At 64.5% G+C, this 12,719-nt stretch carries 11 protein-coding genes; 1 reads left to right on the top strand and 10 read right to left on the bottom strand.

Going from position 1 to position 12,719, the window contains the following annotated elements:
- The first annotated feature begins 195 nt into the window (after positions 1–195).
- Positions 196–1,101 (top strand): hypothetical protein, encoded by a 906-nt coding sequence (locus Q8M85_RS09460; protein WP_305543445.1) that lies wholly within the window; start codon positions 196–198, stop codon positions 1,099–1,101.
- A gap of 63 nt (positions 1,102–1,164) precedes the next feature.
- On the opposite strand, the gene Q8M85_RS09455 is transcribed toward Q8M85_RS09460, so the two are convergent.
- From Q8M85_RS09455 to Q8M85_RS09410, 10 genes are all read right to left on the bottom strand, one after another.
- Positions 1,165–3,504, bottom strand: a complete 2,340-nt coding sequence (locus Q8M85_RS09455; RefSeq protein WP_305543442.1) for an aldehyde dehydrogenase family protein — start codon at positions 3,502–3,504, stop codon at positions 1,165–1,167.
- A 91-nt stretch (positions 3,505–3,595) separates the two neighbouring features.
- Entirely contained in the window at positions 3,596–4,585 is a 990-nt protein-coding gene (deoC, locus tag Q8M85_RS09450; protein WP_305543440.1) for a deoxyribose-phosphate aldolase, read from the bottom strand.
- A gap of 92 nt (positions 4,586–4,677) precedes the next feature.
- Complete coding sequence (locus Q8M85_RS09445) at positions 4,678–5,052, bottom strand: monovalent cation/H(+) antiporter subunit G (RefSeq protein ID WP_305543438.1); 375 nt, start codon at positions 5,050–5,052, stop codon at positions 4,678–4,680.
- Positions 5,049–5,318 carry a K+/H+ antiporter subunit F gene (locus Q8M85_RS09440; RefSeq protein WP_305543952.1) on the bottom strand — a complete coding sequence of 90 codons (270 nt, stop codon included), beginning with the start codon at positions 5,316–5,318 and terminating at the stop codon, positions 5,049–5,051. Before Q8M85_RS09440 ends, Q8M85_RS09445 begins: the two co-directional genes overlap by 4 nt.
- Positions 5,318–5,806, bottom strand: coding sequence for a Na+/H+ antiporter subunit E (locus tag Q8M85_RS09435; protein WP_305543435.1), 489 nt, complete (start codon positions 5,804–5,806; stop codon positions 5,318–5,320). Before Q8M85_RS09435 ends, Q8M85_RS09440 begins: the two co-directional genes overlap by 1 nt.
- Positions 5,803–7,305 carry a monovalent cation/H+ antiporter subunit D gene (locus Q8M85_RS09430; RefSeq protein WP_305543433.1) on the bottom strand — a complete coding sequence of 501 codons (1,503 nt, stop codon included), beginning with the start codon at positions 7,303–7,305 and terminating at the stop codon, positions 5,803–5,805. The genes Q8M85_RS09435 and Q8M85_RS09430 overlap by 4 nt, the downstream gene beginning before the upstream one ends.
- Positions 7,302–7,631 carry a Na+/H+ antiporter subunit C gene (locus Q8M85_RS09425; protein WP_305543431.1) on the bottom strand — a complete coding sequence of 110 codons (330 nt, stop codon included), beginning with the start codon at positions 7,629–7,631 and terminating at the stop codon, positions 7,302–7,304. Before Q8M85_RS09425 ends, Q8M85_RS09430 begins: the two co-directional genes overlap by 4 nt.
- Positions 7,631–10,462 carry a monovalent cation/H+ antiporter subunit A gene (locus tag Q8M85_RS09420; protein ID WP_305543428.1) on the bottom strand — a complete coding sequence of 944 codons (2,832 nt, stop codon included), beginning with the start codon at positions 10,460–10,462 and terminating at the stop codon, positions 7,631–7,633. The genes Q8M85_RS09425 and Q8M85_RS09420 overlap by 1 nt, the downstream gene beginning before the upstream one ends.
- 271 nt (positions 10,463–10,733) lie before the next feature.
- Positions 10,734–11,510: an ATP-binding cassette domain-containing protein gene (locus Q8M85_RS09415; RefSeq protein WP_305543425.1), complete on the bottom strand. Its 777-nt coding sequence runs from the start codon at positions 11,508–11,510 to the stop codon at positions 10,734–10,736.
- 11 nt (positions 11,511–11,521) lie between these two features.
- Entirely contained in the window at positions 11,522–12,601 is a 1,080-nt protein-coding gene (locus Q8M85_RS09410; RefSeq protein ID WP_305543422.1) for an ABC transporter permease, read from the bottom strand.
- Between the last annotated feature and the right edge of the window lie 118 nt (positions 12,602–12,719).

Below are 12,719 nucleotides of genomic sequence, written 5' to 3'. Positions count from 1 at the left end.
GCTGGATGGGGGTATGGAGGGCGTATGGAAAGCGTATGGCTTCCGTACATACTCTCGGGTGGGTGGTGGGGCGTTAACCTTGAGGGGCGAATCGGGTCGGTTCGCACTTGATAGGTTTCAAAATTGATGATTTCGTAACGGTCAAATTCTTGAACCATGTCAAAGTGATGCCGTGGATGTTATTTGAGGTGTTCGATGCAAGAGCCAACCAGCTTCTTTAATCTCAGCACTGATCTTCTTCTTCCAGCAGTAGTTTCAACCGTTGTTACTGTGGCTGTTTCATTTCTTCTGAAATGGGCCGAAGTTTGGAGAAGCGCTGACGTTTCATATAGATTTGAGCAGAAGAGGAAGATCAAGGAGGCTCTAGGAAAGTACCATGGAGTTTTGCTCGATACTGCGGAGAAGATGGATGGACGCCTCGAAAATCTATCAGGTAACTACGACAAAGAATGGCTGGTAGTTGGACATCCAAGTAGCAACTCAGGATACTACTTTGTATCAACTGTGCAGCGCCTGATGTGCTTCTACGAGGTAGTATATAAGATTGAGCGAGAGGCGGTAGCCCTTGATGCGCGCAATGCAGACAGCAGTGACTTTGAGTTCCTGAACTTTGTTGCGGTATTTCGGTGGATACTCAGTGACGTTGAAGGGTTGTTCAAAGGGCTTTCATATGATCGAACGTCAGAATATGACCATCTGTATGCAGATAGCTTAAAGGAAATCTGCGCTCGCTTTGCAAAGCTAGCGGATAGAGATCGGCAATCTGCAGAAATGCATTGGTTCCTTGATAACCCTCACAACGCAGCACTTCTGAATTTGATTAGCGGTTTGAAGCCATCTGAGGGAAGAAGGCGTTGGGATCGCTTTGTGGCGCTCCACCTATTCTTGGCATGCTTCCAAGATATGTTTGGACACAAGAGGCACCAACGATCGATAGAGCGCTTTCGGCTAATCGCATCTCGTATCGAAAGCCCTATAGTGTTGCGGAATATGATCTCTATTATCAGTAGCTATGCGCTTTCGGATTGCGCATCAGGCCAAAAGCTCATTCGGGCGCTTGAGTTGGAGTATCGGAGCAAAACCGGCGCGTATATCTCATGATTCAATGAAGTGGTTCGCTTGGAAGCCGGACTTCATGCCGATCAATGCAAGATGTATCCGCCGTCACTCCCCATACGGCACCCAGACCGTCTTGATCTCGGTCGCCTGGGACAGGAACGTCCGGCCTTCGCCCTCTGCCCCCATCCAGTTCCGCGCGCGGCCGTGGTTGACCCAGGTGCGTTTGAGGTTGGCTGCGGCCTCGCGCTCGATGAGGGCGGAGAGGGGGTGGGAGGAGAAGCTCCACACGGCATCCACGTCCATGTGGCCGGCGAGGGATTTGGCGAGGTCTTGCGGGGGGCCGGTGACGATGTTGACGACCCCGGCGGGGACGTCGGAGGTGTCGAGGATCTGGTAGAAGTCGGTGGCCGACAGGGGGAGTTGGCCGGGGACGAGGATCACCGTGTTGCCCATCGCGATGGCGGGGGCCATGAGGGAGATTAGGCCGAGGAGGGGGGCCTCATCGGGGCAGAGCGCGCCGATCACGCCGGTGGGTTCGTTCATCGCAAGGGCGATGCCGCGGATGGGGACGGATTTGGCGTGCCCGTCGTATTTGTCGGCCCAGGCGGCGTAGGTGAAGAGGCGCTGGATGGAGGCGTCGACCTCGGCCTGGCCGGGGTTGCCGGTAAGGTCTTGCAGGCGTTGGGCGAATTCGGTGGCTCGGGCCGAGAGGTTTTCGGCGATGAAGTAGAGGATCTGGGCGCGGTTGTAGGCGGTGGTTTTGGCCCAGGATTTGGCGGCGTGGGCGGCCTCGACAGCGTTGCGGATGTCCTTGCGGTTGCCGATGCCGACGTGGCCGAGGAGTTTGCCTTTGGGGCTGCAGATCGGTTGCGAGTAGCCGCTGTCGGGGCGGGCCTGCTTGCCGCCGATGTACATCTTGGCGGTGCGGTCGAGGGCGTCGACTTGTGGCTCGGTGGGGGTTGCTGGGGTGGTGACGGGTTTGAGGGCGGCGGGTTTGAGGCTGGGTTTGAGGTAGGCCATCAGGCCCTCCCATCCGCCTTCGCGGCCGAAGCCGGATTCGCGGACGCCGCCGAAGCCTGCGGCGGCGTCGAAGAGGTTGGTGGCGTTGACCCAGACGACTCCGGCTTTCAGCTTGGGGGCGATGTCGAGGGCGAGGTTGATGTTCTCGGTCCAGACGGTCGCGGCGAGGCCGTATTTGGTGTTGTTGGCGAGTTGGACGGCCTCTTCGGGCGTGCGGAAGGTCATGGCGACGAGGACGGGGCCGAAGATTTCTTCTTGCATCAGCGGGGAGGCGGTGCCGAGGCCGGTGATGAGGGTGGGGGGGTAGAAGGAGCCGTGGGCGGGGAGGGGGCAGGGGGCCTGGTAGTGGTCGCCCTCGGGGTTTTCGCGGACGAGTCGGGTGATGGTGTCGAGTTGGATCGGGTCGACGATGGCGCCGATGTCGATGGCCTTGTCGAGGGGGTCTCCGACCCGGAGGCCGTCCATCCGGTGCTTCAGCTTGGCGTAGAAGCGGGGGGCGATGCCTTCCTGGACGAGGAGGCGGGAGCCGGCGCAGCAGACCTGGCCCTGGTTGAACCAGATCGCGTCGACGAGGCCTTCGATGGCGCTATCGAGGTCGGCGTCGTCGAAGACGATGTAGGGGGATTTGCCGCCGAGCTCTAGCGTGAGGGCCTTGCCGGTGCCTGCGGTGGCTTGCCGGATGCGTTTGCCGACCGAGGTGGAGCCGGTGAAGGCGATCTTGTCGACTTGGGCGTCCACGAGGGCAGCCCCGGTGGAGCCGTCGCCGGTGACGATGTTGAGGACGCCTTTGGGGAGGCCAGCCTCGCGGCTGATGTCGGCGAAGAGGAGGGCGGTGAGGGGGGTGTATTCGGCGGGCTTGAGGACGATGGTGTTGCCTGCGGCAAGGGCGGGGGCGACCTTCCAGGCGAGCATCAGGAGGGGGAAGTTCCAGGGGATGATCGCTCCGCAGACGCCCAAGGCGGTCAGGTCGGGGTGTTCGGAGGGGAGGAGCTGGGCGAGGCCTGCGTGGTAGGAGAAGTGGCGGGCGACGAGGGGGATGTCGATGTCGCGGGATTCGCGGATCGGTTTGCCGTTGTCGAGGGTTTCCAGGACGGCGAGGAGGCGGGCGTGTTTCTGAGTGAGGCGCGCGAGGGCGTAGAGGGTTTGCGCGCGTTTGTGGGCGGGGAGGGCGGCCCATTTGGGGTGGGCGCGGCGGGCGGCTTGGACGGCTTTTGTGACGTCGTCGGCGGTGCCCTGGGTGACTTCAGCGAGGGGTTTGCCGGTGGCGGGGTTCGTTGTGGTGAACGTCTCACCCGGCGTGGTGAATTGGCCGTCGATGTAATGGCCGAAGGTGCCGTTGTGCTTGGCGATCCAGGCGAGTGCCTCGGCGGCGGATTCAGGGGCGGGGCCGTAGGCCATGCTGTCGAAGATTTCCTTGATGGTCATGGCAGGGTCCTCAGCTGCACAGGGGCGGGCTTCTGGCTGGCCTGCGCCTCCGGCGGGGATACTTGGGCAAAGATGAATGGCATGGGGTTCGTCAGCCCATCGCGTGGCGGTTGGTGGCGGAGTAGTGGCCGGTCAGGTGGTGTTCAAGCTGGCGTTCGATGTCTCCCAAGAGGGACGAGGCGCCGAAGCGGAAGAGGTCGGGTTGCAGCCAGGGGTGGCCGAGTTCGTCTTTCATCAGGGAAAGGTAGACGAGGGCGTCCTTGGCCTTGGCGATGCCGCCTGCGGGTTTGTAGCCGACCTTGAAGCCGGTTCGCGCTTCGTAGTCGCGGATCGCGCGGATCATGGTGAGGGAGACGGGGAGGGTGGCGTTGACCGTTTCCTTGCCGGTGGAGGTCTTGATGAAATCGGCCCCGGCCATCATGCAGATGAGGGAAGCGCGGGCGACGTTGCGCAGGGTTCCCAGTTCGCCCGTGGCGAGGATGGCCTTGACGTGGGCATCGCCGCAGGCTTCGCGCATGTCGCGCATCTCGTCGTAAAGCGCCTGCCAGTTCTGCGTCAGGACGTGGCGGCGGGAGATGACGATGTCGATTTCCTTCGCCCCGGCGCGAACGCTTTCGCCGATCTCCATGATGCGGAGCCTGTAGGGCGATAGGCCTGCGGGGAAGCCTGTTGAGACGGCCGCTACCGGGATCGAAGTGCCTTCAAGGGCCCGGACGGCGTGTTCGACCATCTCGTGATAGACGCAGACGGCCCCCACCGTAAGGCCCTGCATTCCCATTTTCTCCAGCATCCAGGGCGCGACGGGCTGGCGGGCCTTGGCGCAGAGGCGCTGGACGCGGCCTGCGGTGTCGTCACCGGACAGGGTGGTCAGGTCGATGAGAGAGATCGCCTTGAGAAGCCAGGCGGCCTGGTAGTCCTTCTTCACCGAACGGCGACCGGGCAGGGTCGCGGCGCGGCGTTCGATGGCCGAGGTGTTGGCCTGGACCGAGGCGACCCAGTCCAGATCCAGCGCCATGCCGGGGTTCCGGGCATGGGTGACCTGCGGCAGAAGGCCCGCTTGGGCCGGAGACAGGGTGTTCATCGGGCCTCCCCAGGGTGACGCGCAGACGATGCCACGCGGGGCGCGGTCGGGCAAGGGCCGGGGCTGCGGATTTCTGACCGTATGGTCAAAAATCAGGAATCGTGACGCTCGGGCGCGAGAGTGGCCCAGGGCTTGCCGGTGCCGCTGTCGGGGATGTCGGGATCGGCCTCGCCCCTCAGGATCAGGGTCTTGGCAAGGAACAGGGCCGAAACTGGCGCTGTCAGCAGGAGGAATACCGTGATGAGCAGTTCCTGCCAGCTGACCTGGCCCTGGCCGAGAAGATCCAGCGCCGAGACCAGCAGCGCCGCGCCAACGCCGATGGTGGTGGCCTTCGTCGGTGCATGCAGCCGCTGCATCGGGCGCGGCAGGCGCAAAAGCCCGTAGGAGCCGACCAGGGCGAAGATGCCGCCTCCGACCAGGATCGAGGAAAGGAAGAGGTCGAGGGCCATGTCCAGAGCGGGCGTCATTCGATGATGTTCCCGCGCAAAAGGAATTTGCAGTAGGCCACAGTGCCGACAAAGCTGGTCAGGGCGAAAAGGACGGCGACCTCCAGATAAAGCCCGGTGCCCGCCCAGATCCCGTAAAGCACGACCAGAGCGATGGCATTTATGGTCATCGTGTCCAGCACCACCACGCGGTCGGTGAGGGTCGGCGCCGAGAAGAGCCGCCAGAGGTTCAGCGCGAAGGCAAGGGTCAGGCAGCCAAGGAAGAACAGCAGGGCGTAGGGCAGGATCATTCGAAAATCCTTTTCAGGCGGGCCTCGTAGCGGGCCTTGATCTGGTCGCGGACGGCGTCGGGGTCGGGTGCATGCAGCGCGTGGACTAGGAGCGCACGGCCGCAGGCCGACATGTCCGAAGTCAGCGTCCCGGGTGTCATGGTGATGGTGCCGGCCAGAAGCGAGATCGCCTCGGGCGAGGTGAGGTCGAGCGGCACGGTGATCCAGGCCGAACGGATCCGGTCGCGGGGCATGAAAAGGACGATGCGAGCGACCTGGAAGTTGGCGACGATGACATCCCAGAGAACAAGGATCGCGTAGGCGGCCAGCGCGAAGGGCCGCTTGACCCGGGGCCGGTCGGGCCACCAGGCCGAGGTTGCAAGCGGGATGATCGTGGCGAGGATGATCGCCATCACCAGGCTGCCAAGCTTCCACTGGTTCACCAGGAGGAACCACATCACGATCAGGGTCAGCGACAGGTAGGGATGAGGGAAGAGGCGTCTCATGGCGCAACCTCCAGACGGTTGGCGCCGATATAGGCGGCCGGGTCATGCAGGGATGCGGCGGTGCCGTCAAGCCAGCCAGTGACCGGCCCCGCTGCCAGTGTCAGCGCGATGAGCGCAGCGAAAAGCGCGAAGGCGGCGGTCACGGCCAGCGGCTCTTGCGGAGCAGGGTCCGCGACCGCTTCGGATTCGGACGGTTTCCAGAACAGGAGCGAGCCTGCGCGGGACAGGCCAAGCAGCATCAGGAAGGACGAGACAAGAACCGCGGGCCAGATCGCGAAGGCCTGATCGCGCCAGGCGTCAAGGATCAGCAGCTTGCCGATGAAGCCGGACAGCGGCGGCATACCGGCCAGGGCCACGGCGGAGGCAAGGTAGAGTGCTGCGATCAGGCCGTTCTGCGCCACAGGGGCCGGGGCATCCAGCCGCAGATGCGCGCGACGGCGCGAAACAAGGTCGGCGACGAGAAAGATCAGGGCCGTCGCAAGCGTCGAGTGCAGGATATAGTAGAGCGCGGCGCTGGTGCCCCTGGGGGTCATGTGCGCGATGGCGAGGAAGGCCGTCCCCATCGAGGCGATGGCGGCAAAGGCAGCCAGACGCGGCAGGGTCGTAGCTCCAAGGATGCCGAGGGCGCCAATTGCCAGGGTCACCAGAGCGGCGGGCAGCAGGAACGCGGGGATCAGTGTCCCGGTCGCGGGCAGGTCGGTCGGAAAGACCAGGGTGACGAAGCGCAGCGTGGCATAGGCCCCGACCTTGGTCATGATCGCGAAGAGGGCGGCGACCACCCCAGGCGCGTTGGCATAGGTGCCCGGAAGCCAGAATTGCAGCGGCACAAGGGCCCCCTTGATCGCGAAGACCAGGATCAGCATCACCGCGGCGACCCGCAGGAGGGCGGCGTCGCCTGCGGGCAGGCCGGGCAGCTTGGCCGCAAGATCGGCCATGTTGAGGGTGCCGGCGACCCCGTAAAGCAGCGCGAGCGCAAAGAGGAAGAGCGACGACCCGACCAGGTTGAAGGCGATGTACTGGATGCCGGCGCGGGTGCGTCGGTCGCCTCCTCCGTGGATCATCAGGCCGTAGGAGGCGATGAGCAGGACCTCGAAGAAGACGAAGAGGTTGAAGGCGTCGCCGGTCAGGAAGGCTCCGCCCACGCCCATAAGGAGGAATTGCAGAAGCGGATGGAAATGCGCGCCCTTCGCGTCCCAGCCCGAGCCGATGGCGTAAAGCGTGGTGATGAGTGCGAGGACGGCAAGCAGGGCGACCATCATCGCGGAAAGCCGGTCAAGGACGAGGCTGATGCCGAAGGGGGCGGGCCAGTCGCCCAGGAAATAGGCCTCGGGGCCGTGCATGGTCGCGGACCACAGCAGGGCGACCGCGATGGCGTTCAGGGCGATGATGGCGGCCAGGCTGGCGATGCGCTGCAGTGCGAGATGGCCGCGCAGGGTGAGCACCATCAAAGCGGCGACGAAGGCCGGAAGGACGACGGGGGCGATGATCCAGTGGTTCATGCCTTGTCCTCGTCCAGGTCGATGCGGTCGTGGCCGGCCTGCAGATGCCCGCCGATGGCCATGATCATGATGACGGCGGTCATCCCGAAGGAGATGACGATGGCGGTCAGGACCAGGGCCTGAGGCAGGGGGTCGGCGGGCGCGTCGGTGGTGCCGACGATCGGGGCGGCGTTCACGGCAAGCCTGCCGGCGGTAAAGAGGAACAGGTTCACCGCATAGCTGAGAAAGGTCAGCCCCAGGATCACGGGGAAGGTGCGCAGCCGCAGTGTCAGGTAGATGCCAACAGCGGCGAGAAGGCCGATGGCCGAGGCGAGGAGGGCTTCCATCAGCGGGTCTCCTCAAGGTCATGGGCGGTGGTGTTCGGGCCTTCGCCGGTCCGCAGCGCCAACCGCGACAGCGACGCCAGCGCCAGCAGGATCGCGCCGAGGACGCAGAGGAAGACGCCAAGGTCGAAGATCGCGGCGGTGGCCAGTTCGAATTCCTCCAGCGGCCAGAGATGGACGTATTCGAAGCCAGAGGTCAGGAAGGGCAAGCCGAAGGCCCAGGCGCCGACCCCTGACAGCGAGGCGACCAGGACGCCCCAGCCGATCAGCGCGTGGTGGTCATAGCGCTGGCGGGCGTGGCTCCAGTCATAGCCGGAGGCCATGTACTGCATCAGATAGGCGATGGCGAAGACCAGGCCCGAGACGAAGCCGCCGCCGGGCATGTTGTGGCCGCGCAGGTAGATGTAGACGCCAACCATCATCGCCATCGGCAGAAGAAGGCGGGTTGCGACGACCAGCATCATCGGGTGGCGGTCGCCGGCTTCCCGCTCTTTCGGCAGAGAGGCAAGGCGTGCGGTAACGGCCGGGTTGCGCAGAAGCGCCTCGGACAGGGCATAGATCACCAGGGCGGCAATGCCGAGCACGATGATCTCGCCGTAGGTGTCGTAGCCACGGAAGTCGACGATGATGGTGTTGACGGCGTTGGTACCCCCCGCACCCGGCTTGGACTGGGCCCAATGGAAGGCCGAGATCCGGTCAAAGGCGGGCTGTCGGGTCATCATGGCATAGGCGAGACCCCCGATGCCAAGCCCGGCCATCCCTGCGACGGCGGCGTCGCGCAGGCGCCGCGGCAGGCGGCTTTCGACGGGAGTCTCCTTCGGCAGGAAATTCAGTGCGAGCAGCATGAGAAGAAGGGTCACAACCTCGACCGACAGCTGGGTCAGGGCCAGATCGGGCGCGGAGAACATCGCGAACATCGGGGCGATCAGCAGGCCGACAACGCCGGTCAGAAGCAGCGCAACAAGGCGGTTGCGGTGGAGGAACGGCACGGCAAAGGCTGCGACGACAAGGACCAGCCAAAGGCACAGGACCAACGGGTCCACCGGAAGAATCGGGCGCGTTCCAGGGGCGTGCGGCGTGGCGGTCAGGAAGGCCAGCGTCGCCAGGACCCCGATCCCTACAACCGCAACAACCATGCTGCGGCTGAAGCGGCCGTTGTGCAGGCTGTCGGTGACCTGACGCGCGGCGTCGGCCAGGGGCTCGATGAGACCGTCGAAGATGCGCTTCGCCTCGGGCCGCGGCGTGGCGTCCCAGAGGGAACGCAATCGGGGGTAGGCGCCCAGCAGGACAAGGCCGCCGCCGATGGCCGCCACCGACATCCAGAGCGCGGCGGCCTGGAGACCGTGCCAGTGGTAGATGTTGGTGAAGATGCCGCGCCCGGTGGTCGCCGAGGCCGCCGGGTTCAGAAGCCAGCCGATCATCGTGTTCGGCATGAGGCCGACCAGCACGACCAGCACCGCCAGCAGCGCCGGTGCGGCCCAGAGGCCGAAACCAGGGTCATGCGGTTTGTGCGGGTAGTCGTCGCGCACGGGGCCAAGGAAACCATGCGCCAGGAAGCGGAACGAGTAGGCGACCGAAAAGAGCGCGCCGATGGTGGCCAGGACGCCGACAAGCCAGGCGTTCGGCCAGGCGACATGCGCGGCCTCTTCCAGCATCATCTCTTTCGACAGGAACCCGTTCAGCGGCGGGATGCCCGCCATCGACAGCGAGGCGATGGCAGCAATGGCGAAGGTCACCGGCATCAGCCGCCGGAGGCCGCCAAGGCGTTTGAGGTCGCGGGTGTGCGCCTCATGGTCGACGATGCCTGCGGTCATGAAGAGCGCGGCCTTGAAGGCGGCGTGGTTCAGGATGTGGAAGATCGCCACCGTCGCGGCCTCGGGCGTGCCGAAGCCCAGAAGCATGGTGATGAGGCCAAGGTGGCTGACCGTGGAGAAGGCCAGAAGCGCCTTAAGGTCGTCCTTGAAGAGCGCGATCTTGGCGGCCATGACCATCGTGATCAGGCCCGCCGAAGCAACGATCACGAACCACTCGAAAGTGCCGGACAGGACCGGCCACATCCGCGCCATCAGGAATATCCCCGCCTTTACCATCGTGGCCGAGTGCAGGTAGGCCGACACGGGTGTTGGCGCGGCCATCGCGTGCGGAAGCCAGAAGTGGAACGGGAACTGCGCCGACTTGGTGAAGGCGCCAAGCAGGATAAGGATCAGGGCCGGCAGGTAGTGGGGCGATGCCTGGATCGCCTCCTTGTTCTGCAGGATCACCGTCAGGTCGTAGCTGCCGGCGATGTTGCCCAGGATCAGCATCCCCGCGATCATCGCAAGGCCGCCGCCGCCCGTCACCGCCAGCGCCATCCGGGCGCCCTGGCGGCCTTCGGGGAGGTGCTTCCAGTAGCCGATGAGCAGGAAGGACGAGAGCGAGGTCAGTTCCCAGAAGACGAGAAGGAGCAGGATGTTGTCGGACAGCACGATCCCCACCATCGCGCCCTGGAACAGCAGCAGGTAGGTAAAGAACTGCCCCATCGGGTCGGACTTCGCCAGGTAGAACCGGGCGTAAAGGATGATCAGGAGGCCGATCCCGAGGATGAGGCCCGCAAACATCAGGCCCAGGCCGTCAAGGAAGAAGTTGGCGTTCAGGCCAAGCGCGGGCAGCCATTCGATCCGGGTCTGCACGATCTCGCCGCGCAGGACGGCGGGGGCCTGCAGGGCCAGAAGGATGAGCGCCAGAAGCGTCACCGCCCCCGTCGCCGCGGCGCAGGCATTGCGTCCCGCACGGATCATCAGGCCGGGAAGGAGCGCACCAAGGAAGGGCAGCGCCGCGATCAGGGCTAGGGACATGCGGTGGGGATTCCTCGTCGTGGCGGCTGGTTGTTGGTTATCGGTCGCGTCGCGGCGGGTTTCGAGCGATTTTGGGCCTTGCGTCAAGGGTTTCAAGCCCCTTGCGTCGCGATAGCGCACATTTCGACGGGATTTCAAGCGGGAGACCGCCCTTGGGGGCATCGAGCCCCCGCGGCCGGGCTGCCGCGGACAGGGCGCATCGGGGTGCGCCCGTGGTCGGTTCAGCGGAAAACCAAGCGGCAGCCCCTGGTCCGGGCTGCCGCAGGAGGGGTCAGGCGACCTCGGCCACGCCTTCCGGGACCTTGGCGCCGGTCATGAAGGCCACGGCGTCCGACATCGAATAGTCTGAGGGCTTGATCACGCAAAGCCTGCGGCCAAGCCGGTGGATGTGGATGCGGTCCGCGACCTCGAACACATGCGGCATGTTGTGGGAGATCAGGATGATCGGGATGCCGCGGCTGCGGACATCGCGGATCAGCTCCAGCACGCGGCGGCTTTCCTTGACGCCAAGGGCTGCCGTGGGTTCGTCCAGGATCACCACCTTCGAGCCGAAGGCAGCGGCACGGGCCACGGCCACCCCCTGACGCTGGCCACCCGAAAGCGTTTCGACCGCCTGGTTGATGTTCTGGATCGTCATCAGGCCAAGTTCGTTCAGCTTTTCCCGTGCGAAGGCCTGCATCTTCGGCCGGTCAAGCTGGCGGAAGACCGAGCCCATGATGCCGGGTTTGCGGATCTCGCGGCCCATGAACATGTTGTCGGCGATGGACAGTGCCGGGGACATGGCGAGGGTCTGGTAGACCGTCTCGATCCCGGCCTTGCGCGCCTCGATCGGGGTGCGGAACTGGATCGGCTGGCCTTCCAGGCGGATCTCGCCCTCGTCGGGGATCACCGCGCCCGAGATCGCCTTGATCAGCGTGGACTTGCCCGCGCCGTTGTCGCCGATGACGGCGAGGATTTCGCCTGGCATCAGCTCGAAGTCGCAGTTGTCCAGCGCGGTGACGCGGCCGTAACGCTTTACCAGCCCGCGTGCGGTCAGAATGGGTTCCATGATGTCCTCCCTCAGGCCGATACCTTGCGGATCCACTGGTCGACTGCGACAGCGGCGATGATCAGCACGCCGGTCAGCAGAACCTTCCATTGCGGGTCCGCGTTCATCATGTTCAGGCCCATCGACATGATGCCGACGATGAGCGTGCCGAAGAGCACCCCCAGGATCGAGCCGCGCCCGCCGAAGAGCGAGATGCCCCCGATCACGGTCGCGGTGATGGCCTGAAGGTTGAAGTCGGTGACCACGGTCGACGGCGAGATCGAGCCATTGCGGCCGATCGACACCCAGGCGGCCAGGCCCGCGATGACGCCCGCAAGTGTGTAGACCCCGACCAGGACTTTCTTGGTGCTGATGCCCGCCAGTTCGGCCGCATCCGGGTCGTCGCCCACGGCATAGATGTGGCGGCCGAAGGCGGTGTGATTCAGCATGAACCAAAGCGCGATATAGAGGAGGATCATCGCCACGACGCCGTAGGTCACGACGGCGGGCCCGACCCGGAAGTTCTGGCCGAAGATGTGCAGAAGCTGGGTCTGGGCGGTCAGGTCCGCCTCGCGCATCGTGGCGTTTTCTGAATAGATCAGGCAGATCGCCATGATGATGTTCCAGGTGCCTAGCGTCACGATGAACGGCGGCAGCTTGAGGCGCGCGACGAGGTTGCCGTTCACGAAGCCCCAAAGGGCGGCCACCACGAAACCTGCCAGCAGCGCCAGCACGGCGGGCACCGCGAAATCGCCGGGCGAGCCGTCGGTCAGGACCAGATTGCCCATGATGACGAAGGAAAAGACCATGATGACGCCGATGGCGAGGTCGATGCCGGCCGTCAGCACAACCAGCGTCTGCGCGGCGGCAAGGATGCCCACCACGGCGACTTGTTGCATTACCAGCGTCAGCGTGTAGGCGCTGAAGAACCGGTCGCCCGCGAAGATGCCGAAGAAGGCGATCAGTCCGACAAGGACGATCAGCGGCACCAGGGCCGGATTGCCGTGCAAGAGGTGCTGCAGCCGGGACAAGGCCGACTTTCGTTCCTCGAAGTGGGCGACGTTCTGGTCCGCGCCCTTGGTGGCGCTTTCGAAGTCCTGTGCTTTGGTCATGCCTCTGGTCCCCTCCCCATTGGTCCTGTTCATCCTGCCTCAACCTGCGGCTTGAAGAAAGGGCGGCACGTGGCCGCCCTTCCCGTCCCCGCCGCTACCGGCGGGTCATGCCTTGGTC

It is taken from the genome of Tabrizicola sp. (genome assembly GCF_030694085.1).
Lineage (GTDB): Bacteria > Pseudomonadota > Alphaproteobacteria > Rhodobacterales > Rhodobacteraceae > Tabrizicola.
The sequence above is the reverse complement of the archived record's forward strand: the minus strand, read 5'-3'. Positions and strand labels throughout refer to the sequence as shown.

Bases quoted from the DNA above. Each gene is read 5' to 3' on its own strand.
- Q8M85_RS09410 (WP_305543422.1), bottom strand. From the start codon at position 12,601: ATGACCAAAGCACAGGACTTCGAAAGCGCCACCAAGGGCGCGGACCAG.
- Q8M85_RS09460 (WP_305543445.1), top strand. From the start codon at position 196: ATGCAAGAGCCAACCAGCTTCTTTAATCTCAGCACTGATCTTCTTCTT.
- Q8M85_RS09415 (WP_305543425.1), bottom strand. From the start codon at position 11,510: ATGGAACCCATTCTGACCGCACGCGGGCTGGTAAAGCGTTACGGCCGC.
- Q8M85_RS09445 (WP_305543438.1), bottom strand. From the start codon at position 5,052: ATGACGCCCGCTCTGGACATGGCCCTCGACCTCTTCCTTTCCTCGATC.
- Q8M85_RS09420 (WP_305543428.1), bottom strand. From the start codon at position 10,462: ATGTCCCTAGCCCTGATCGCGGCGCTGCCCTTCCTTGGTGCGCTCCTT.
- Q8M85_RS09455 (WP_305543442.1), bottom strand. From the start codon at position 3,504: ATGACCATCAAGGAAATCTTCGACAGCATGGCCTACGGCCCCGCCCCT.
- Q8M85_RS09430 (WP_305543433.1), bottom strand. From the start codon at position 7,305: ATGAACCACTGGATCATCGCCCCCGTCGTCCTTCCGGCCTTCGTCGCC.
- Q8M85_RS09425 (WP_305543431.1), bottom strand. From the start codon at position 7,631: ATGGAAGCCCTCCTCGCCTCGGCCATCGGCCTTCTCGCCGCTGTTGGC.
- deoC (WP_305543440.1), bottom strand. From the start codon at position 4,585: ATGAACACCCTGTCTCCGGCCCAAGCGGGCCTTCTGCCGCAGGTCACC.
- Q8M85_RS09435 (WP_305543435.1), bottom strand. From the start codon at position 5,806: ATGAGACGCCTCTTCCCTCATCCCTACCTGTCGCTGACCCTGATCGTG.